This window comes from Tepidisphaeraceae bacterium (assembly GCA_035998445.1).
GTDB lineage: Bacteria > Planctomycetota > Phycisphaerae > Tepidisphaerales > Tepidisphaeraceae > DASYHQ01.
The window spans coordinates 67169-87328 of record DASYHQ010000008.1; the positions used below are offsets into that span (position 1 = coordinate 67169).

A 20160-nucleotide genomic window follows, 5' to 3' on the forward strand; every position below is an offset into this window, starting at 1 on the left:
TCGGCACGGCGCAGTTGAACGCCAAGCGGCTCGGTTGCCAGGGGTGGTGGCGCGGTGGCGCATCCAGCGAGGGTCAGCAGACCGGCGAGAAGAATCGGCAGGACGCGCGGCAACCGGTTCCTTTCGTGCAAGGGAACGGAAGGCCGCAGGATAGCCGGATGAAAATGCCCGCACAAACGCGATGACGCGCGCCGCGAAAGCGGACGTGACCCAAACGGCCGGCCGCAGCGCCGCTACTTGGCCGGCTGCGGTTGGCCGAGCTCGACATCAATCTGGATGCGTTTGCCCTCGCGGCCGAGCGTGAGCGTGGTCTGCCCGCGCACCTCGGCGAGCACCGCGGCGACGGTGGCGACGTCGGGCACGGTGTGGCCACCGATTTCCAGCAGTAGGTCCCCCACCTGCACGCCGGCGGCCGCGCCGGCCTGGTCGGGCGTGACGGCCCCCACGAACAGGCCCGGCCGGTCGATCGCCTCGACGCGGGCCAGGCGGCCCTGCTCGTACGGTGGCAACTCGGCCACGCGCAGGCCGAGCGAGGCGCGTTGGACGGTGCCGTCCTTCAGCAGTTGCTGCACGAGCGACGCGTAACCCGCGCCACCCATGAACCGCCCGCCGCGCAGGACGGCGATCTCCTGGTTGGGCAGGATGAGGACCGCCGACTCGCGGGACGCGCCGGTCCAGACGGTCAGGCGCGTCTCATCGCCGCAGAGCGAGATGAGCAGCATGCCGGCATCCGGGCGTCGCTTGGCGAGCGTCACGGGCTGACCCAGCGGCTCGCGCATGCGCAGCAGCGTGATGCCCGTTGCCCGGTCGGCCGCCACCACGGTGGCCTCGGTGGTCACGCCGTCCTTGGTGCTGATCGCGATCGGCTTGCCGACGCGCGCCGGGTCCAGATAGGCCGGCACGAGCAGCGTGCCCACGGTGTCGAGCACCAGCCCGACGGTCACCACGTTCGCGTGCGCGTTCAACACGCCCATGGGCCGGGTGGCTGCCCCGTCGGCCGCCGTGGCCTTGCTCTCGTTCGTTGCCGGCGCCGTGGCAGGAGCAGCGCCGCCACCGGCGTTACGGCGCAGTTCCGGGTTCAGCCGCGGCTCCCACTTGCGGATGACATCGACCGCGGGGTTCACCAGTTCGGTGGGCAGGTGCACGCGTACGATGCCGTTGCTGGCCCGCGTGTAGGCGGCGCGAACTTCATGATTCAGTTGCTGCAGGAACGCGATCGAGTTCGACTGGCCGTTGGTGGGTGGCTGCTCGGCCATCGCGGGCGAGGTACAGCAGATCGCGAGGATGAGGGCGACGGCACTACGCATGAATGGCGTTCGTGATGCAGCGAAACGGTGACGTGCGACCGGCCGGTGATCTCAACCGAACAGCGACTATCAGAAATCGGCGCCCACGGGGCTCGGCCCGATAGGCTGAACGTTATCGGGCGCCGCCGGCGCCGAGATGAGCATGGTGCCGCGCGGCGAGGGTGACGCGCCCTGCTGAGGTGCGGGCACCAACTGATGGCCCTGCGACGCGGCGTTGCGAAGATCGTTGAAGAACCGGCTAGCCTCGTTGGCGTTTTCAAGCGTGAAGGCGGCGACGATCTCGCCGCGCCCGTCACGCAACACGACCACGCGGGGCGTCTCGCGCGGTTGCACGGGCTGCAGCGACGTGTCGAACTGCACCGGCATCGCCGGGCCGGGTTCATTCCAAATGGGCGACATGTTCGGCGTAACATCGTTCCGCCATGCGGTCGCACTCGGCCCCACGCTCAGCGGCGCACTCACCGGTTGCGTCGCCTTCGATCCGACCATCACGCCGATCGTCACGCACGCCGCGGCCGCGACGTAGCGCAGGCTCTCGCGAACGCGCGTGTTCCAACGAATGCGACTGCGAACCGTCTTCTGAACCTTGGCGACCATATCGCTGACGGCCAGCTCGCCCGGCTCCATCGTGCCGAAGACCTTTTGCCGGGCCGCGCGGGCCGCCCGCAGGTCAACGAGTGCGTCGGCGAGTTCCGGTTCCTCGATCAGACGCTCGCGCAGCGCCTCTACCTCGTTGGCCGACAGTTCGTCGTCCAGGTAGGACTCCAGCAGCATCAGATCCTGGTCCGGCACGCGGTTCACGGCAGCTCCTTCTTGTCTCAAAGCGGCTTCGATCGTTTGGACGTTGCCTGCGACTTGTTCACGTTCGCCTTTGCACTTACCAGTACACCGGCCTTGGGGCGGTTGCCCTCGACATAATCCTTTAGCATGTCTTCCAGCTTTCGCCGGGCCCGGAAGATCCAGGTCTTCACCTGCGGCACGGTGGCGCCCATCGTGTCGGCGATCTGCTGGTACGACAGGTTCTCGTACTCGCAAAGCACCAATGCCGTCTTGAAGTGCGGCGGCAGCTTGTCGATCGCCTCGCGCACCCGCACGACCGTCTCGCGGTCCTCCAGGCTGGCGTCGGGCGTGTCGAACTCGCCGGGGTGATCGTCGACCACCATCGACATCTTCGGTTGCCTTAGCAACCGAACCGCCTCGTTCACGACGGCCCGGCGAAGCAGGCCACCGGCCTCGCGCCAGTCATAGCGCTCGCGGTGCTTGTACAGGTTCATCACGGCCTGCTGCACCACGTCTTCCGGCGACGCGCGATATCCCACGACTGCGCGGGCGATCGTCAACAGACGCCTCGTGTGCAGCCGGACGGCTTTCTCGAACAGCTCGACGGTTGTATCTACCATCCCATTAACTCTCGTCGACCGACCTCATTACGCGCCGGTGGACCTAAAAGTTACGCTCGATTGTTCCTGCCCATCACTCGTTTTGCCCGGTCGCTTTCGGCCTCCGAAAAGCAAGCCCGCCACCGTGTGATCGGCATTACGTCCGATACCTCTAAAGTATACGCCGGGTTGCTTCGACCGTTCCCCTGAAAACACTTTAAACCTCTGTTACAATCCCCGGCATGTCCGTCCTGACCTACCGCACCGCCGGCGAATCGCATGGGCCCGCTTTGATCACACTGGTGGAAGGCCTGCCCGCGGCGATGCCAATCGATAAAGAACTGATCAACAACGAGTTAAAGCGCCGCCAGGGCGGCTACGGCCGGGGTGGGCGGCAGAAGATCGAGACGGACGCGGTACAGTTTCTCACCGGTGTGCGCATGGGCCGCACAATCGGTTCACCGATCACGATGCTCGTGCCGAACAAGGACAACCGACTGGACGACCCCACCGCCACGCCCCCGTTGCGCCGCCCCCGGCCGGGCCACGCCGATCTGGCGGGCAGCATTAAGTGGCTGACGACCGATTGCCGTGAAACGCTGGAGCGCGCCAGCGCCCGTGAGACCGCCGCCCGCGTGGCGGCGGGCGCGCTGTCGCGGTCGCTGCTGGCGGCGTTCGACATACACGTCTTCGGCTTTGTCCGCAGCGTTGGGGGCGTGACGTCTGAAGCGGTTGTGACGCCGGCCAACTACCGCGATCTGCAAGCCAGGCGCGACGCCAGCGAGGTCTACGTCTTAGACGACGCCGCCGACGCCGGCATGCGCGAGTTCATCAACCAGCAGAAGATGGCCAAGGACACCGCCGGCGGCATCGTCGAGGCGCACGTCTTCGGCTGCCCGATCGGCCTGGGCACCTGCATGACCTGGGACGGCCGGTTGGACAGCCGCATCGGCGCCGCCGTCATGGGCATTCAGGCGTTCAAGGGCGTCGAGATCGGCATGGGCTTCGACGTCGCCGACCTGCCCGGATCGCAGGTGCACGATGAGATTCTGTACGACGCCAGCCTCAAGGAAACGCCATCGCTGGGCTTCACCCGCCCCACCAACAATGCGGGTGGTTTAGAAGGCGGCATGACCAACGGCCAACCGGTGATCGTGCGCGGCGCGATGAAGCCGATCAGCACCCTTGGCAAGCCGCTGCGCAGCGTCGACCTGCAGACGAAACAGTCGGCCGAGGCCGGCTGGGAACGCAGCGATATCAGCGCGATCAGCGCCGCCAGCGTGGTGATGGAAAACGTGGTCGCCTTTGAGATCGCCAAGGCCTTCCTCGACAAGTTCGGCGGCGACTCGATGGTCGAGGTCCGCACGAACTACGAGAACTTCCTCGCGGCGGCGAGGAAACTGCCGGCGGGATACGAGGGATAACGCGCCGCGCCCGTCCACGTTGATGAATCGTTGGCGGACAGGCATTCCTGGGGGCCCATGCACTTGGCGAATCGGCCGCGTAGCTCGTCATCCTGAGACGGTGTTTATGAAGTCTGGTCCCCTCTCCCGGTACTCCGGGAGAGGGTTAGGGTGAGGGTGATTTCGAGCTGCTGGCGACGTCAGAAAGAACAGAATGCACCCTCACCTAGCCTCCTCGCCACCCAGCGCACCGTGATTGGAAGACGGAAGAACGGCCCATCGCTTCCGCCGGTAATGGCGAACCAGCAACACCACGAACGTGGCCACGCAAGCCGCCTTCCACACGAACAGCCACAGCGGTCGCCACCACGCGCCGGTGCGCGTCTCGACGACGTCCGAAAGCCCGAACAACAGAAACGCCACCGCCGCGACAACACAGTCGCGCCGCGCGTCCGGAGCGTGACCCTTGCGTAACACCGCGATCGCGAAGCCGAGTGCGATCACGATCCACAAGCCGGCTTCGGCGTAGTTGGAGAGGATAAACTCTCTTGTGATCATCGTGTCGCTCCCTGGGCATCGGCCATCGGCGGTGGCGTCTTGCCGTCGACGCGCCACAGGAACGCCAGCGCCTGCCGCGGCTTGGGCGGCACGAAGACGCGCGCCAACCCGCGGGCGAGTGGGCGGCCGATCACGGTGCCCAGCAGCACGAAGATCACCTGCAGCGCCACGCACCACCCCATCCAAGGCAACAGTTCAACGTGAAATGCATCGTGTGAACGTTCGAGGCGCCACAGCCCATACACGACACCTGCAACGGCGATCGGCAGCAACGCTACCCACAGGTATCGCCGTCGTGGGACGTGCCACCCCGCAATTGCAATGAACCCGCCCAAGCTCGTGGCAAGCAGGCACGACACAAGGTTCAGGAAGATGACCCACGTCACCTCTTGGCGGTCCCACTGCATCTCGAACACACGACGGCTCTGGATGTTGAGAAAACCGGTGTTCGCAAGCGGTTGGCGGGTGACAGAATTGACCATCTGGCCCTGCTCCAAATCCCATTCGACGCGTGTGCCGTCGGGCAGGAACTGAACCCACTCCACCGCGGTCGCGTTGTGGAGGCCCTGCATGCCGCCCATCGCGAGCAACAATCCCAGCACGACGCAGGTGGCGAAAAGGATCCACGCGAACAGCGCAAAGAGGCCGATGCGGTTCAGCCAGACACGCCGCGCCGACGTTCCCTCGCCAGCGGGGTGCCACGTGCCGCACTCCGGACAACGGCAGACCATGAAGTTGAGCCGTTCGTCGCGCGTGACGATCTGCCCGTGCAGGTTGTAGCCGCAATCGCAGAAGTGATCGGTCTCGAGCTGCACGTACCGCTCGAGCGGGCGGACGTGGGGCGGCGCGTCGGCAAGGTCGGTCATTGTCTTCCCCGTTGATGTACTGCGGCTGCCGTACGCCTGACGAAGATGAGGTGCAGCCCGCGAACGGCAACAGTGGCCGTGTCAGCCGTTCATCGCTTCAGCAGGTAGCGCACAAAATGCCCCAATCCCGCAAAGCGGTAGCTGGGGTCAATGTAATGCTGAATCACGTAGAAAGCGAAGTAGTAGGCCCTGGCGAAGCACCAGGTCGCCAAGGCCAGCAACAGCGCGACCTTCAACGTCGGCCGTTCCAGGATTAAGGCCAACGAAGCGAGCGAACCGCCGAGCAGGAACAGCGCGGCCTTGGCGTAGATGACCTTCGGGTTGGTCAGATCGGCCACGAGGTCCCCTTGCTGGTTTCCGTGCGCCTCGTGTGCTACGCCCCTGCCGTCTCGCGCTTGGGCTTGGGCTTGCGGGGGTTCAGGGCCCGTTCCAAGTTGCCCATGGCCTGCTTCAGGCGGTGTTCGTTTTCCACCAGGGCGATGCGGACGTAGCGCTCGCCGTTCTCGCCGAAGGCTTTGCCGGGGGAGAGCGCGACTTCCGCTTCGTCCATCATGCGCAGGCAGAAGTCGATCGTGTCCTCGTTGGGCTTGAAGTGGGCGTCGTTGATGCGGGCCCAGACGAACATGCTGGCCAGCGGCTTCTCGTACGTCCAGCCGAGCTTATCCAAACCGCGGCAGACGACGTCGCGGCGCTCGGCGTAGAGCTTGCTCTGCGCCTCGGGCGTGTTGTCGCACTCGCGCATTGCGATCACGCTGGCGATCTGGATCGGCGCGAAGTGGCCGTAGTCGTAGTAACCCTTGATGGTCGCCAGCGCCTTGACCATCTCCTTGTTGCCACAGCAGAACCCGACGCGCCAGCCGGCCATGTTGTAGCTCTTGGACATCGTCGTGAACTCGACGCCGATCTCCGTGGCGCCCTTGGCGGCCAGGAAGCTGGGGGCCTTGTAGCCGTCGAAGTTGATCTCGCCGTACGCAAAGTCGCTGACGATCATCACGCCGTGCCGGCGGCACATCTCGATCGCCTTGTCCCAGAACCACGGCTCGATCGTCATGCTCGTGGGGTTGTGCGGATAGTTTAAGATCAACAGCTTCGGCTTCGGGTACAGCTCGACGAAGACCTTCTCGATGCGATCGAGGAACGCCTGATCGTTGCCGAGCGGCACGCGGATCACGTTGGCGCCGGCCATCGCGGGGGCGTAAATATGGATGGGGAACGCGGGGTCGCCCGTCACGATCGTGTCGCCGGGCCCAAGCATGGCCAGGCACAGGTGGCTGAAGCCTTCCTTGGAGCCGATGGTGGAGATGATCTCGGTTTCGGGGTCCAGGTCGACGCCGTACTTCTTCTTGTACTTCTTGGCGACCTCCTTGCGCAGCCCCGCGATGCCGACGCTGACCGAGTAGCGGTGGTTGCGCGGGTCGATCGCGGCTTCCTTCAGCTTGTCGACGACGCACTCGGGCGTGGGATCGGTCGGGTTGCCCATGCCCAGGTCGATGATGTCGATGCCCGCGACGCGCTTGTCGTACTTGGTCTTGTTGATGCGCGCGAACAGGTAAGGGGGCAAACGCTGAATGCGGGCCGACACGTCGATCTTGAAGGGGGTTTGGTTGCTCATGGTGGTTCGCGAGACAGTCTAACATCCCCAGGGGTCAGTTGTCGCGTGGGGCAAAGAACAGAGGTATGTACTTCCCGGAGAAACCGTCATCCTGAGGTGCTCCCAAGGATCTCTTCTTGACGTAAGACGGGGGGAGATCCTTCGGAGTACCTCAGGATGACCGGTTTTGAAAACGGGCTACGTTCTCCTTCGATTCGAAGAAGTACGAAAGCAGGACGGTGGGCAAGCCCACCGCTATGTGGCGGGGGCTGCTTCGAGGCCCCCCAGTTCGCTCGGTGGCGGAATGTCGGTCGGATCGTCCAGCAATTCATCGACAACGTCCTTCAACGTCACCACCCCTTCCACGCCGCCGTACTCATCCACCACCAGCAACATCTCAGAGTGGTACTGGCCGAAGAGCGGAAACAGCCGGTCGACCTTGGCGGTCTCGGGGACGAAGTGCGGCTTGCGGGCGATGAGCGGCAGCACGCTGACGTCGCCGGCGGCGTGGTAGGCCGACAGGAACTCCTTCGTGTGCAGCACGCCGATCACCTTGTCCAGCCCCCCGTCGCACAGCGGCAGCCGGCTGAACAGGTGCGAGTTGATCACCTCGCGATTGCGGGCCATGTCCCACTTCAGGTCGAGGTACGCCACCTGCATTCGCGGCACCATGATCTGCTTGGCGGTGCGCTTGCCCAACGCCAGCGCATTCAACACCAAGGCCTGCTCCAGTGGCGTTACCACCCCGTCGGCGGCGGCGCTTGTGGTCAGGGAGATGATGTCGGCGGCGCTGTGCGTCTGCTTTTCCGCCTCGTCCACCCGCCCCAAGCCCAACGGCCGGCTGACGGCGTTGGCGAGCAAGTTCATCAGCCAGACCAACGGTCGAACCGCCCGGCGAACCCACAGCACCGGCACTGCGGTGAACGACGTCACCGGTTCCACGTAACGCAGCGTCAGCGCCTTGGGCAGCAGCTCGCTCAGCACCACCGTCAGCAGCGTGACGATCGTGAAGCTGAGGAACGTCGAGATCGTCCGGAAGACCGCCTCGGGCAGTAGATCCCCCAGCGGCCCGATCACCCTTACCAGCAGCGCCGTCATCGCCGGCTCACCGATGCCGCCGAGCATCAGGTTCGTCATCGTGATGCAGACCTGGATCGCCCCGATCGCCCCCGCCGGGTCGGCCTTAAGCGCCGCCATCGCGTCGGCGGCGCGCTGGCGGCCCCGGGCGCGAAGGCGGTCGAGCTCCTGCGAGCGGATCGCGACCACGGCATACTCGGCACACACGAAGAACGCGTTGCAGGCGATCAAAATCGGGACGAGCGCAAGCGAAACCTGAGGGCTGAACATTGTCGGTCATCGTATAGGGAAAGCGCCCCAAGTGGGTAGCCATGATCCAATGTTCCGGCTCTTTCGATAGCCGCCTGTCAACTAAAAGATGGTCATGTATCCAAGCATCGAAACGCTTACGAACAACGCGTCACATTTCTCGTGGTGGAATGGACATAGGAAGTGCGCAGCGTCCGATAGTAGCCGGCAACACTTCGAATTTTCGCGGAATTCATCTTGACATATTCTGCGCACTCTTCACAATCGAGCTTGCTTGACCGCCTAAGCTGCCCGAACTCTTCGGGTGGCACGGAGAACCCGACGTGAAGATGTGCGTTTCACGTTCGTCACGATGATCTGGAAACGGATCATTTTGGCAGGGGCGAATTGGTCGAGGTGGGTGAATGGGCCGGGGTGTGCGCAATGCGTACGCTTTGGCGAAATGAACTTACCTTGAACTGAGGGAGACTTTCAGCTCCCAGCCCGTCAGCTAACTCCGTAGGCATTTGAAAGGGATCAACGCTTCTGCAAGCGTTTGGATTCCCTCCGATATCCTTCTGTTCAACCGTTGTGGCCCTGGGGTTCCCCCGTGCGGTCGCTACCGAACAACAGCGCTTACCAGCGCAGGAGTAACGCGTGTCCCAGTCCGAACAGCTCCGCCGAGCCATCGAAAACCTGATCGACGCCAAGTTGTTGGACGTCCTCAGCAAGCCGGGTGGTTTGGACCGGTTGCTCGCCCACCGCCGCACGGGTGTCGCCAGCTTCGACATCCGCAATGCCGAGCGTCGCCTGCAGGAGGTGATCTCGCAGATCCTCCCCGCCGAACAGCAGCAGCAGTCGAACGCCGAGCAGGTTGCTTAGGCGATTATCCGATAGAAGAGTGATGTCCTTCTGTTTCGTAACACGGCCCGCCGGGCCGTGAACGGTTGTGGCACCACGCCTGATCGGTGGCCCGAAGCGACACCCACCTTGGGTTGCCTCCAATAGGGGGACGACTCCAATGTCACGCCTACGCCGAGTTGCTCTCACGTAACCTGGTGCGTTTACTAGAGCAACGGACCTATTCCTGCAGCGGCTTGTCCTTTGGGTGCCACGGTTGGTACTCCAAGCCAGGTCGGCTGCTTCGACCTTACAGCACGGCTTGGAGTACCAATCCGTGGGACCCAAACGCTACGGCACGGGGCGCCCTGCTATAGAATTCGCCGAACCGCGTTCAGGGAACCGTCGTTCTATCCATCGATGATGATTTCCCTCACGATGGGGCTGCGCGGCCGTTCTTCTTAGAGAGGCATCGACGGATCGATGTCTGCCAACGGTCATCTGGCTCATGCTGGTTTTCCCGCTGATCGCGTGTCGATCGCTTGACGCCCGCCCCGCCTTCCACCGATAAAACGCATTATGATTCGCATTGGTTTGATGGGTTGCGGCGTCGTTGCAACCTACGGTCACATTCCCGCCATCCAGCAGACCGCTGGCCTGACGCTCAAGAGCATCTTCGAGCCCGATGCCGGTCGGATGCTCGACGTGAAGTCGCGCTTCAACATCGAGCAGGGCTTCACCGACATCGAGGCCTTCTTTGCCAGCGGCATCGACGCGGTCGTCGTCACCTCGCCCGCCCCGGCGCACCTGGAGAACGTGCGGCTGGCGGCGAAGTACCGCAAGCCCGTGCTCTGCGAGAAGCCGCTGGCGATGAACGAGGCCGACAGTCAGACCATGGTCGACCTGATGCGCGGCGCCGACGTGCCGTTGTTCGTCGGCTTCAACTATCGATTCGCGCCGTGCGCTCTGGAGATCAAGCGGCTGGTGCGCGAGGGCGCAATTGGCAGCGTGCGGTCGCTGCGTTTGATCTACAACTGGGACTGTCACGGCAAGTGGCAGCCGCGCGATTCGACCGACCACCCCAACCTGCACCGCGAGGGCCGCATGCTCGAGGGTGGCCCGATGGTCGACTGCGGCGTGCACCAGATCGACCTCGCCCGCTGGTGGCTGGGCACCGAGATCGTCTCGCACCACGGCCAGGGCATCTGGGTCGATGAGTACGCCGCCCCCGACCACATGTACCTGCACCTGGAACACACCGGCGGCACGCACACGATGGTCGAGATCAGCTACAGCTTCGCCCACACCTCGCGCGACCAGCGCGTGCAGTTCGTGTATGAACTGATCGGCACCGACGGCGTCATTCGCTACGACCGCCAGGCCCGCGTCTTCGAGGTCGTGAACCGCCAGGGCACGCAGCACCTGCCGTGGCACGAGGAGAAGAACTTCGAGGGCATGTACGCCGAGTTCGCCCGTGCCCTGCAGACCGGCGACTCCGGCAACCTACCCACCGGCGCCGACGGGGTCCTCGCCACCCGCGTGGCACGCGTGGCGACGGAAGAGGTGATGGCCAGGCATCTGGCTGCGCTGAACGAGGGCAAGTAAGAGCACGCGAAGGCGCGATGGCGCGAAGGAAGCGGCAAAGGGTTGCCCTGGCTGCGGACGCGCATTCCGGTCCCTCTCCCGGTACTCCGGGAGAGGCTAGGTGAGGGTGATTTCGAACGTCGTGAAACGCCTAAATGACCAAAACGAATGACCAATAAAGGCGAGGTCGTCTTTTGGTCATTGTTTAATAGGATTAGATTGGTCATTCAGGTTTGGTCATTGGTCATTCGAATTCGAATCACCCTCACCTAACCTCTCCCATGCGTACATGGGAGAGGGACCGGAACATCCCCCTTCATAGATATCCTCCCTCTATCTCCGCGTCCGCCGCGTCACCGCGGTTGAGCCATCGCGTTCCTGTCCACATCCGCCTATAGTCAAAACGAGCACTAACAAGGTGACCCGTTATGGCCAAACACACGATCGTTCTCATCCCCGGCGACGGCATCGGACCGGAAGTCAGCAACGCGACCAAGCGTGTCCTGGAAGCAGCGGGCCTGTCGGTCGACTGGGTCGAACTGCCCGCGGGCGCCAATGCGCTGACCCAAGGGTTCGACAACGTGCTGCCCGACCGCACGCTGGCTGCCATTCGGGCGCACAAGGTGGCGCTGAAGGGGCCGGTGACCACGCCCGTCGGCAAGGGATTTAAGAGCGCAAACGTGCAGTTGCGCCAAAAGCTGAACCTGTACGCCGCCATCCGCCCGGTGCGCAGCCTGCCGGGCATCAAGACGCGCTACGAGAACGTGGACATGGTGATCGTGCGCGAGAACACCGAGGGCCTGTACAGCGGCATCGAAAACGAGGTCGTGCCCGGCGTGGTCACCAGCCTGAAGGTCGCCAGCGAGGCCGCCTGCACGCGCATCGCGCGTTACGCGTTTCGCTATGCCACGCGCCGCCATCGCAAGCGCATCACGGTCTTCCACAAGGCCAACATCATGAAGCTGAGCGACGGGCTGTTCCTCGACTGCGCCCGGCGGATTCACGAAGAGGAATATCCGAACATCGAGTACGACGAGGTGATCATCGACGCCGGCTGCATGAAGCTCGTGCAGGACCCGAGCAAGATGGACGTACTGCTGATGGAAAACCTCTACGGCGACCTGATCTCCGACCTCTGCGCCGGCCTAGTGGGTGGCTTGGGCTGCGTGCCTGGCAGCAACATCGGTGACGACGCCGCGGTCTTCGAGGCCGTGCACGGCAGCGCGCCCGACATCGCCGGCAAGGGCATCGCCAACCCGCTGGCCTGCATCATGAGCGGCGTGATGATGCTGAACCACATCCACGAAGAGGCGATCGCCGAGCGTATCAAGAACGCCTACAACGCCGTGCTCGCCGAGGGCACGCAACTCACCCGCGACCTGGGCGGCACGAACACCACCGACGGCTTCGCCGACGCGCTGATCGCGAAAATGAAGTAACGCGCTAAGCCCCGGGGTCCGATAACCATTGATCTGCCAGCTACGAGCGGTAACGCTGTCGTTTCATCGAGAAACGCCACGGCTCATCCGCTTACGGTTCTGGCAATTGAAGCGCGTCCCTTCGATGATGAGTCAAAGCGGCGGAATCCCTCTACTGAAAACGTTAACCTGCACTCGCTTTCGCTCGATAAACGTTTGGAGCGAATACTTTATGCCTCTCACGAGTGAGCAAATCTCTGAAATCCTCTCCGGCATCGGACCAACCGCAACCACTGCAAGCGGTGAACGGCGTCGGCGCGCTTATCGTGTGAAGCATCGCGATCAGGTGACGATCATCCCGTGCCACGACTCGGGCCCCCGGAAGAACGAAACGGCGACCATGACGGACTTCTCGTCGCGCGGCGTTGCGATCCATTGCGCCATGCGCGTGCCGGCGGGCAGCCACCTCATCCTGGTGCTGCCGCGGCAGACGGGCAAATCGCTGCAACTGCTCTGCGCGGTGGCCCACTGTCGAAAGCGCGCTGACGGAAATTACTCGATTGGCGCGGAATTCGTCGGCGTTGCGCCGGGCGCGATATCCGATGCCCCGGCCGCCAGCGCCGGTGAGGCCGACCGAATTGCGAACTCGATCCTGAACTAGTTCCAGGTGGTGTTGGAAAGCCGATCCGCGGATCCGCCGCTTCTACGGCGGCGTGCGCATGTCTTAAGGCTGGCCGACAGAGCCCCTGCGTTGATCAGGGACGTGTCATCCCGGTAAGAGGCTTGCCGACCTGACCCATTTCCAAGTCCACGAACCGTCCGGGGTTCGAGATCCCTCAGATCGCCTAATGGCTGTGGACAAAACCCCCGCGTTGATCAGGGACGTGTCATCCCGATGCGAGGCTTGCCGACCTGAGGGATCTCCCACGGCCTAGAACCGTCCGTGGTTCGAGATCCCTCAGGTCGCCAAGGCTCCCATCGGGATGACAACTGCACGCGAGGCGACTGGGTTTTGTCCGCCAGCCTTTAGGCTCCCTTCGGGATGACAACCGCGCGATGCGACGAAGTTTCGTCCGCTGGCCTTTAGCCGAACCGGCCGGTGATGTAGTCTTCCGTGTCCTTCAGGTGCGGGTTGGTGAACAGCGTGGTCGTCGGGCCGTACTCGACCAGGCGGCCGAGGTACATGAAGGCCGTGTAGTCGCTTACGCGGGCGGCCTGCTGCATGTTGTGGGTGACGATCAGCACGGTGTAGTTGCCGCGCAGCTGCGTGATCAGGTCCTCGATCTTGCTGGTCGCGATCGGGTCGAGCGCGCTGCAGGGTTCGTCCATCAGCAGCACTTCCGGCTCGGCCGCGATCGCCCGGGCGATGCACAGGCGCTGTTGCTGGCCACCGGACAGGCCCAAGGCGCTGCTGTGCAAGCGGTTCTTCACTTCTTCCCAAAGCGCGGCGCCCTTCAGGCTGCGTTCGCAGGCTTCCTCGAGCACGCTCTTGCGGTTCTCACCATCGATGCGAAGCGCGAAGACGACGTTCTCGAAGATGCTCATCGGGAACGGGTTGGACTTCTGGAAGACCATGCCCATGCGCTTGCGCAGCTCGATCACGTCGACGTTGCGCGCGTAGATCGGGTCGCCGTTCAGCGACATGTTGCCGGTCATCTTCACGCCGTCGATCAGGTCGTTCAGGCGGTTCACGCTGCGCAGCAACGTCGACTTACCGCAACCGCTGGGCCCGATGAGCGCCGTCACCTTGCCGTGCGGGATCTTCAGGTTGATGTGGTGCAGCGCCTTGGCGGTGCCGTTGTAGTAGAGCGAGAAGTCGTCGACGGTGACGACCGGCGTCTCGGCCTCCAGTTCCTGGTGGACCTCGGCGGGGAAGGGCTTGCCCTCCTTCACGAACGTCTGGACGGAGATGTCCCGCCGCTGTGGGAACAGGTTCTTCGAGACCGGGGAGTTGTCTCCGACGCTGGTCTTCATCTGTGGACGCTCGACTTGCATGGTATACATTCTATTCTCCAGACGTGCTGGTTGTCGCCACTTGTCTGCCCGTTCCACCACAAACAAAACGAAACATTATCAATCCGGCCACCGGACGATCGCGTTAGAACGCCCCACCCGCATGTGCCTTGCGCAACCGCGTGCGGATCAGGATCGCGACGATGTTCAGCACGACCACGATGCCGATCAACAGCAGCGTGGTCGTGTAAACCATGCTCTTGGCCGCCTCGGAATTGCGGCTTTGGAAGCCCAGATCGTAAATGTGGAAGCCCAGGTGCATAAAGCTACGGCTGGCCCCGAAGAACTCCTTCGGATCGGCTGAGATCGGTAGCTCGGGCGCCAGTTTCACCGCGCCAACCAGCATCAGTGGGGCCACCTCACCGGCGCCACGGGCGATCGCAAGGATCATGCCCGTCATCACGCCCGGCATCGCCCGCGGCATCACGATCCGGCGGATCGTCTGCCACTTGCTCGCGCCGCAGGCATAGCTGCCCTCGCGCACGCTGCGCGGCACGGCTGAGAGCGCTTCCTCGGTCGCCACGATGATCAACGGCAGCGTCAGCAGCGCCAGCGTGAGCGCCGCCCAGATCATCGCGCTCTTGCCGACCGTAGGGTCGGGCAGGCGGTCGCTGAACAGCAGCTGGTCGAGGTTGGCGCCCAGGATGTAGCAGAAGAAGCCCAGCCCGAACACGCCGAACACGATGCTCGGCACGCCGGCGAGGTTGTTGACCGAAATGCGCACGATCGACACCAGCAGCCCCTGCTGTGCGTACTCGCGCAGGTAGATCGCCGCGATCACGCCCACGGGCACCACGAAGATGATCATGAGGAACGTCAGCAGCACGGTGCCGACGATCGCCGGGAGCACGCCACCCTCGGCGTTGGCCTCGCGCGGCTCGTCCGACAAATATTCCCACCAGCGCCCGACGTAGACGCCGGCCTTACCCGCGGTCGAGAGTTGGTTGGCCGGGTACGCCCGCACGACCTGCGCGATTAGCATCGGCTCGTCCGGCAGCGTGCGGTCGGCGGGGATCAACTGTCCCCCCGGTGCCCGCACGACGATCTTGGCCGTCTCCATCTTCTGGCGGATCTCGGCGACCTGTTTGCGCAGCGTAACGAGGCGCTCTTCCAGCTTCTGCTGCGCCGGCTCGAACGACTTCACCCTGTCCTTATACTGTTGCGATTCCACGCCGTGCTCGCGCTCGACGCCGCGCAGTTCCAGGCGGATCTCGTTCTGTTCCTTGCTGATCTCGCCCATCGCGTGCTTCTCGATGTGGCGGGCCTCGCTGGCCAGCTTGCGCATCTGCGGGTGCAGTTCCTGGAACTTCCGCCACGCGGCCTCGGGGCCGTCGGCGCGCACGCCGTTGTCGATGACGGCCTCCAGCGTGCCGTAGGCGTTGCCCCAGGCGACGCGCTCGATCACCAGCCCCCACTGTGGCCGATCGGTCGCGGTGACGTTGCGGTCCTCCGCCCAGGTGAAGTCTTCACCGGTAATGTCGTAGTTGCCCACCTCGTAGAGCGTGCGGGGAATCTCGTAACGCACGGTCTTCGTGTTGGCCTCGGCCGACTCGTTGGTGACCGTGACGGTCATGCCCGGCACCGACTGCACGGGCTGGTCGAGCGGCAGCTGTTCCGAATAGACGTAAACGTCCTGCCGCGACGGCTCGCCGAGCACGGTGCGCGTCGTCTCGCCGGCCTTCACCTGCACCTGCATCAGCGGGCCCGGCCAGAAGGTCGAGAAGCCTTGGATGACGATGAAGCCGATCAGCGCGACGATCATCAGCACGGCCAGCGCCACGCAGCCACCGGTCAGCCAGACCATCGGCTCGCCGCGTGCCGCGACGCTCGTGCGACGCTGCACCCGATGCCGGAACGCCGGCTTCGACGGGGCCGCTTCAGAAGGTGGATTCTCAAGTTGGGTCATACGTTTGGCTCTTAATCACTCGGGGATTCTCTGGCTCCTCTCCCGGTACTCCGGGAGAGGCTGGGTGAGGGTGATTCGTCCTATCGAAAGTCTCTAGTAGTTTGAAATCACCCTCACCTAACCTCTCCCGGAGTACCGGGAGAGGGACCGGATCACCGCCGACGCTTCTTTCACTCCGCATTCTTCACAACTGATACGCCCGCTTGCGGAAACGAATGCGGATCATCTCCGCGGCCGTGTTCACGCAGAAGGTGATGACGAACAGCACGACCGCCGACAGGAACAGCACGCGGTAATGGGTGCTGTTCACCGGCGCCTCGGGCAGTTCCACCGCGATGTTGGCCGACATCGGGCGCACGCCGGTGAAGATGTTGGGGTCGAGGATGGCGGTGTTGCCACCGGCCATCAGCACGATCATCGTCTCGCCCGCCGCCCGACCGAAGCCGATCATGCAGGCGCTGAAGATGCCGCTGATTGCCACCGGCAGCACGACGCGAATCGCCGTCTGCCACGGCGTGGCCCCCGCGCCCAGCGCCGCGCTACGCAACGAGGGCGGCACGCTCGACAGCGCGTCCTCCGACACCGTGTAGATGATCGGGATGATCGCAAAGCCCATGATCATGCCGACGATCAGCGTGTTACGCTGTACGTACGGCCCGATCGGCCCGCCACGCAGGTCCCAGCCGATCGCGTTGAACATGGCCCCTACCACGTACGCCAGCGCCACCGCGATCAGGCCGGTGAGCGCGAAACGGGTGATGTCGGCAATGGTGATGGTCGCCCGCGAGGTGCTGGCGTTGTACAGCGACAGGTGCCGCCGTACGTACAGGTTGAACAGGATGACCAGCCCCACCGCGAACAACGGCGACAGCAGCACGATCCAACCCGGAATCGCGCTGGCGAACGGGCTCACCGGCACCCCGGGCACCGCCCGGCCCGGGATGTACCCCACCCACCCACGGAAGTCGCCGAAGAACAGGATGCTTTCGACGGTGGGCCCGATCTGGAAGCTGAACCACAGGCTGAAGACCACCAACCCCAGCATGGCCGCGAACGGGATCCAGCCCGGCAGCGAACGCGTGGTGTGCGGGGGCAGGCCCTGCCAGATGAAGCCGAACAGCATCAGCCCCACCGGGATCGCGATGAACGTCATCAGCACGGCCGGCAGTACCTGTTCGATGAACGGCGCCAGCACGAGCGCCGCGATGAACCCCAGCACCACCGAAGGCAGCGACGCCATCATTTCCACGACCGGCTTGACGACCGCCCGCACGCGCGGCTGCATGAACTCGCTGCTGTAGATGGCCGCCAGCAGCGCGATCGGCACGCCGAACAGCATCGCGTAAATCGTCGCCTTTACCGTGCCGAACACCAGCGGCATCAGGCTGAACTTGGCCTCGGCGTCGTCGGTGCCGGCGCTGCTCTGCCAGACCTGGCTTGGCTCCGGGTACCCCTCGTAATGGATCGGCAGAAACAGCGCCGACAGGCTGCCGTCGGCGTGCGGGTTGTGCAGGCTGTAGAGCGCCACTTGCCGCTGGGCATCGACCATCAGCACCGCGTCGTTCTTCGGCGCGATCGCCAGCAGCTGGACGGCGGCATCGTCCTTCGTGCTCATCTTGCCCTGCGTGGTGCCGCTGGTCATGTGCCGCAGCCAAACGCCACCCCCGGTGTCACCGGTAAGGAACTGCCGGTCGCGCTCGGAGACGGCGATCGACGTGACGGCCGCGCCTTGGGCCGGCATGGCGTGGGCGAGCATCATGTGCTCGCGGTCCTTCGTCTTGGCTTCCTGATCGAACGGGTAGGGCGCCGGGAACCAGCCGGAGACGCCACCGGTGCTGTCGGCGACGATCAGCGTGCGGCTGCCCAGCAGCATCTGCACCTTCGTCACCGTCACGCCCGCCTGCGGCAACAGGTCGATCTCCTCGGCAACGTAGGCCTCGGCCGGCGAGTCGGTGTTGTAGCGCAGGCAATACCCGTCGGCGTAGATCACGAAGACCATCCGCCCGTTCAGCCCCAGCAGCAGCGAGGCGGCCTTCTCGGCCCCCTTGTAGGCCGGGACGGGCAGCACGTACGAGTTGACGCGCCGCGTGACCTTGCCGGTCATCACGTTGTTGCGCTTCGTGATCGTGTTGAAGAACAACCGCCCGTCGTCCAGCTGGGCCGCCATCACCTCGAGTTGGTCGTTCGAGAAGTAGTCGATCAGCCGGATGGCCGAGGGATTTTCCTTCGTGATCGCAACGGGGTCGCTCAGTTCGGCCACGGTTCGGACCACGCGCGGGCCGGCGGGCGTCATCATGGCGACGCCACCGTCGTGGATCGCCGAGTCGCCCTCCTTCAGGCCCTCCATCGCGTCCGGGAGGTGTTCGAGGAACTCGATCTCCTGGCGAATGCGGCCGACGCGGGCCGTGCCGTCCTCGCGGCCGATCGCGACCACGTTGCGGTGGTTCGTCATCGCCGTCACCGGCGCGTCGGACAACGCCTCGGTGCGCACCAGCTCGGCGGCCGCGGTGCGGTAAATGCTGAGCTGGCCGCGATCGTCCAGCAGCCAGAACGACTTCAGGTACTCGTCGATCTGCATCGCCATCGGGTTACCGGCCGCGCTCGGCGCGGTCGTTGGCGCCGGGGCGGGCAGGTTCGTCGACAGCTTCTGGTCGATCTCGGCCGGTTTGAACAGGGGCACGACCGTGTACAGCAGGAACCCGATGATGGCCGCGAAGCACACCACCACGCCGATGCCACCGATCGTGATGACGTACTTCGCCACCGCGTCGGTCACCTTTACGCTGCGGCGCGTGGCGCGGCGCGTGATGCCGGTGAAGGTCTTGCGCTCTGGCTGCTGCGGTTCGTTCGGCGTCGACAAGTCGGTTACCCTCGGAAAAATACTCACTCCCACCCACCGGCGAGCCCCGTCCCCCCGGGTGCGAATCGGGCGGCAATCGCCGGCCAAACTAACGACAAGGGGCGGCGCCGTCTTTCGCCGGCGCCGCCCTGCTTATTTTAGGCTATCGGCCCCTTACTTGGCGGCAACACCCAGCTCCTGCTTGGCCTCGTCGGCCACGCGCTTCACGATCGGGAAGTACCCGTCCTTCACGACCGCCTGCTGGCCCTGCTGGCTCAGCATGAGCTTCACGAACTCGTTCACGACCGGCGTCGCGCCCGAGCCGGGCTTGGCGTTCACGTAGACGAACAGGAAGCGGCTCAGCGGATAGTCGCCGGCGTAGGCGTTCTCCGGGGTGGCTTCGAAGGCCTCTTCACCGGTCTTGGCGGCCAGGGGAACGGCCCGCACGTCGGCGGTCACGTAGCCGATGCCCGAGTAGCCGATCGCGTACTTGTCGCTGGCCACGCCCTGAACGACCGAGCTGCTGCCGGGCTGTTCCTTCACGCTGGGCTTGAAGTCCTTCTTGCCGAGCGCGATCTCCTTGAAGTACCCGTAGGTGCCGCTGGCCGAGTTACGGCCGTAGAGCGAAACGGCCTTGTCGGCCCAGTCACCGGTCAGGCCCAGGTCGCCCCAGGTCATGTCCTTGCCTTCGACCGAGAAGATCTGGCGCACCTGGTCGAGCGACAGCTCCTTGATCGGGTTGTCCTTGTGGACGAACACGCCCAGCGCGTCGACGGCCGACCGCACGGCGGTCGGGGCGTAGCCGTACTTCTTCTTGAACTCGTCGACCTCGCTGCCCTTCATCTCGCGGCTCATCGGGCCGAGCTGGGCGGTGCCCTGGATGAGGGCCGGGGGCGCGGTGCTGGAGCCCTTGCCTTCGATCTCGATGTTGACGTTCGGGTAGGCCTTCTGGAACTCTTCGGCCCAGAGGGTCATGAGGTTGTTGAGCGTGTCGGAGCCGACGCTCTTGATCGTGCCGGAAATGCCCGAGGTGGGCTGGTACGACGGCAACTCCGGGTCCACCTGCACGGCGGCCATGGAAACGGCCGGGGCAATCAGGACGGCAGCCGCGATCGCGACGCGCTTCAAGGAAACGAACATTCGATCCTCCT

General features: G+C 64.3%; 17 protein-coding genes and 1 riboswitch. Of the genes, 5 read left to right on the forward strand and 12 right to left on the reverse strand.

Going from position 1 to position 20160, the window contains the following annotated elements:
• Positions 1-233: 233 nt before the first annotated feature.
• From VGN72_01955 to VGN72_01965, 3 genes are all read right to left on the reverse strand, one after another.
• The gene (locus VGN72_01955; GenBank protein ID HEV7298098.1) at positions 234-1307 is read right to left on the reverse strand and encodes a PDZ domain-containing protein; all 1074 of its coding nucleotides are present in this window, start codon (positions 1305-1307) and stop codon (positions 234-236) included.
• A gap of 69 nt (positions 1308-1376) precedes the next feature.
• Entirely contained in the window at positions 1377-2108 is a 732-nt protein-coding gene (locus VGN72_01960; protein HEV7298099.1) for a hypothetical protein, read from the reverse strand.
• A 17-nt stretch (positions 2109-2125) separates the two neighbouring features.
• Positions 2126-2707, reverse strand: a complete 582-nt coding sequence (locus VGN72_01965) for a sigma-70 family RNA polymerase sigma factor (GenBank protein ID HEV7298100.1) — start codon at positions 2705-2707, stop codon at positions 2126-2128.
• Positions 2708-2928: 221 nt separating this feature from the next.
• Between VGN72_01965 and aroC the strand changes: the two genes are divergently transcribed.
• Complete coding sequence (aroC, locus tag VGN72_01970; GenBank protein HEV7298101.1) at positions 2929-4110, forward strand: chorismate synthase; 1182 nt, start codon at positions 2929-2931, stop codon at positions 4108-4110.
• A gap of 201 nt (positions 4111-4311) precedes the next feature.
• Here aroC and VGN72_01975 read toward each other — a convergent pair whose 3' ends face one another.
• The 5 genes from VGN72_01975 to VGN72_01995 form a co-directional block, all read right to left on the reverse strand.
• Positions 4312-4647: a hypothetical protein gene (locus tag VGN72_01975; protein ID HEV7298102.1), complete on the reverse strand. Its 336-nt coding sequence runs from the start codon at positions 4645-4647 to the stop codon at positions 4312-4314.
• The gene (locus tag VGN72_01980) at positions 4644-5513 is read right to left on the reverse strand and encodes a hypothetical protein (GenBank protein ID HEV7298103.1); all 870 of its coding nucleotides are present in this window, start codon (positions 5511-5513) and stop codon (positions 4644-4646) included. Before VGN72_01980 ends, VGN72_01975 begins: the two co-directional genes overlap by 4 nt.
• An 89-nt stretch (positions 5514-5602) precedes the next feature.
• Complete coding sequence (locus tag VGN72_01985) at positions 5603-5851, reverse strand: hypothetical protein (GenBank protein ID HEV7298104.1); 249 nt, start codon at positions 5849-5851, stop codon at positions 5603-5605.
• A 35-nt stretch (positions 5852-5886) separates the two neighbouring features.
• On the reverse strand, positions 5887-7125 hold the full coding sequence (locus VGN72_01990; protein ID HEV7298105.1) for an aminotransferase class I/II-fold pyridoxal phosphate-dependent enzyme: 1239 nt from the start codon (positions 7123-7125) through the stop codon (positions 5887-5889).
• 234 nt (positions 7126-7359) lie between these two features.
• On the reverse strand, positions 7360-8451 hold the full coding sequence (locus VGN72_01995; GenBank protein ID HEV7298106.1) for a hemolysin family protein: 1092 nt from the start codon (positions 8449-8451) through the stop codon (positions 7360-7362).
• Positions 8452-8699: 248 nt separating this feature from the next.
• A riboswitch (cyclic di-AMP (ydaO/yuaA leader) is annotated at positions 8700-8950 on the forward strand.
• A gap of 116 nt (positions 8951-9066) precedes the next feature.
• Between VGN72_01995 and VGN72_02000 the strand changes: the two genes are divergently transcribed.
• The 4 genes from VGN72_02000 to VGN72_02015 all read left to right on the forward strand — a co-directional run bounded on the left by VGN72_02000 (position 9067) and on the right by VGN72_02015 (position 12912).
• The gene (locus VGN72_02000) at positions 9067-9291 is read left to right on the forward strand and encodes a hypothetical protein (protein ID HEV7298107.1); all 225 of its coding nucleotides are present in this window, start codon (positions 9067-9069) and stop codon (positions 9289-9291) included.
• A gap of 537 nt (positions 9292-9828) precedes the next feature.
• Positions 9829-10854 carry a Gfo/Idh/MocA family oxidoreductase gene (locus VGN72_02005; GenBank protein HEV7298108.1) on the forward strand — a complete coding sequence of 342 codons (1026 nt, stop codon included), beginning with the start codon at positions 9829-9831 and terminating at the stop codon, positions 10852-10854.
• Positions 10855-11261: 407 nt separating this feature from the next.
• Positions 11262-12272: an isocitrate/isopropylmalate dehydrogenase family protein gene (locus VGN72_02010; protein ID HEV7298109.1), complete on the forward strand. Its 1011-nt coding sequence runs from the start codon at positions 11262-11264 to the stop codon at positions 12270-12272.
• 211 nt (positions 12273-12483) lie between these two features.
• Positions 12484-12912, forward strand: a complete 429-nt coding sequence (locus VGN72_02015; protein HEV7298110.1) for a PilZ domain-containing protein — start codon at positions 12484-12486, stop codon at positions 12910-12912.
• A 422-nt stretch (positions 12913-13334) separates the two neighbouring features.
• Here VGN72_02015 and pstB read toward each other — a convergent pair whose 3' ends face one another.
• The 4 genes from pstB to VGN72_02035 all read right to left on the reverse strand — a co-directional run bounded on the left by pstB (position 13335) and on the right by VGN72_02035 (position 20149).
• Positions 13335-14255 (reverse strand): phosphate ABC transporter ATP-binding protein PstB, encoded by a 921-nt coding sequence (pstB, locus tag VGN72_02020; GenBank protein HEV7298111.1) that lies wholly within the window; start codon positions 14253-14255, stop codon positions 13335-13337.
• Between the two features lie 94 nt (positions 14256-14349).
• Complete coding sequence (pstA, locus tag VGN72_02025; protein HEV7298112.1) at positions 14350-16170, reverse strand: phosphate ABC transporter permease PstA; 1821 nt, start codon at positions 16168-16170, stop codon at positions 14350-14352.
• A gap of 184 nt (positions 16171-16354) precedes the next feature.
• The gene (locus tag VGN72_02030) at positions 16355-19030 is read right to left on the reverse strand and encodes a hypothetical protein (GenBank protein HEV7298113.1); all 2676 of its coding nucleotides are present in this window, start codon (positions 19028-19030) and stop codon (positions 16355-16357) included.
• Positions 19031-19183: 153 nt separating this feature from the next.
• Positions 19184-20149, reverse strand: coding sequence for a phosphate ABC transporter substrate-binding protein (locus tag VGN72_02035; GenBank protein ID HEV7298114.1), 966 nt, complete (start codon positions 20147-20149; stop codon positions 19184-19186).
• Positions 20150-20160: the final 11 nt, after the last annotated feature.

Coding starts and splice junctions, on each gene's coding strand:
- VGN72_01955 (HEV7298098.1), bottom strand. CDS start 1,307: ATGCGTAGTGCCGTCGCCCTCATCCTCGCGATCTGCTGTACCTCGCCC.
- VGN72_01965 (HEV7298100.1), bottom strand. CDS start 2,707: ATGGTAGATACAACCGTCGAGCTGTTCGAGAAAGCCGTCCGGCTGCAC.
- aroC (HEV7298101.1), top strand. CDS start 2,929: ATGTCCGTCCTGACCTACCGCACCGCCGGCGAATCGCATGGGCCCGCT.
- VGN72_01975 (HEV7298102.1), bottom strand. CDS start 4,647: ATGATCACAAGAGAGTTTATCCTCTCCAACTACGCCGAAGCCGGCTTG.
- VGN72_01980 (HEV7298103.1), bottom strand. CDS start 5,513: ATGACCGACCTTGCCGACGCGCCGCCCCACGTCCGCCCGCTCGAGCGG.
- VGN72_01990 (HEV7298105.1), bottom strand. CDS start 7,125: ATGAGCAACCAAACCCCCTTCAAGATCGACGTGTCGGCCCGCATTCAG.
- VGN72_01995 (HEV7298106.1), bottom strand. CDS start 8,451: ATGTTCAGCCCTCAGGTTTCGCTTGCGCTCGTCCCGATTTTGATCGCC.
- VGN72_02005 (HEV7298108.1), top strand. CDS start 9,829: ATGATTCGCATTGGTTTGATGGGTTGCGGCGTCGTTGCAACCTACGGT.
- VGN72_02010 (HEV7298109.1), top strand. CDS start 11,262: ATGGCCAAACACACGATCGTTCTCATCCCCGGCGACGGCATCGGACCG.
- VGN72_02015 (HEV7298110.1), top strand. CDS start 12,484: ATGCCTCTCACGAGTGAGCAAATCTCTGAAATCCTCTCCGGCATCGGA.
- pstB (HEV7298111.1), bottom strand. CDS start 14,255: ATGTATACCATGCAAGTCGAGCGTCCACAGATGAAGACCAGCGTCGGA.
- pstA (HEV7298112.1), bottom strand. CDS start 16,170: ATGACCCAACTTGAGAATCCACCTTCTGAAGCGGCCCCGTCGAAGCCG.
- VGN72_02035 (HEV7298114.1), bottom strand. CDS start 20,149: ATGTTCGTTTCCTTGAAGCGCGTCGCGATCGCGGCTGCCGTCCTGATT.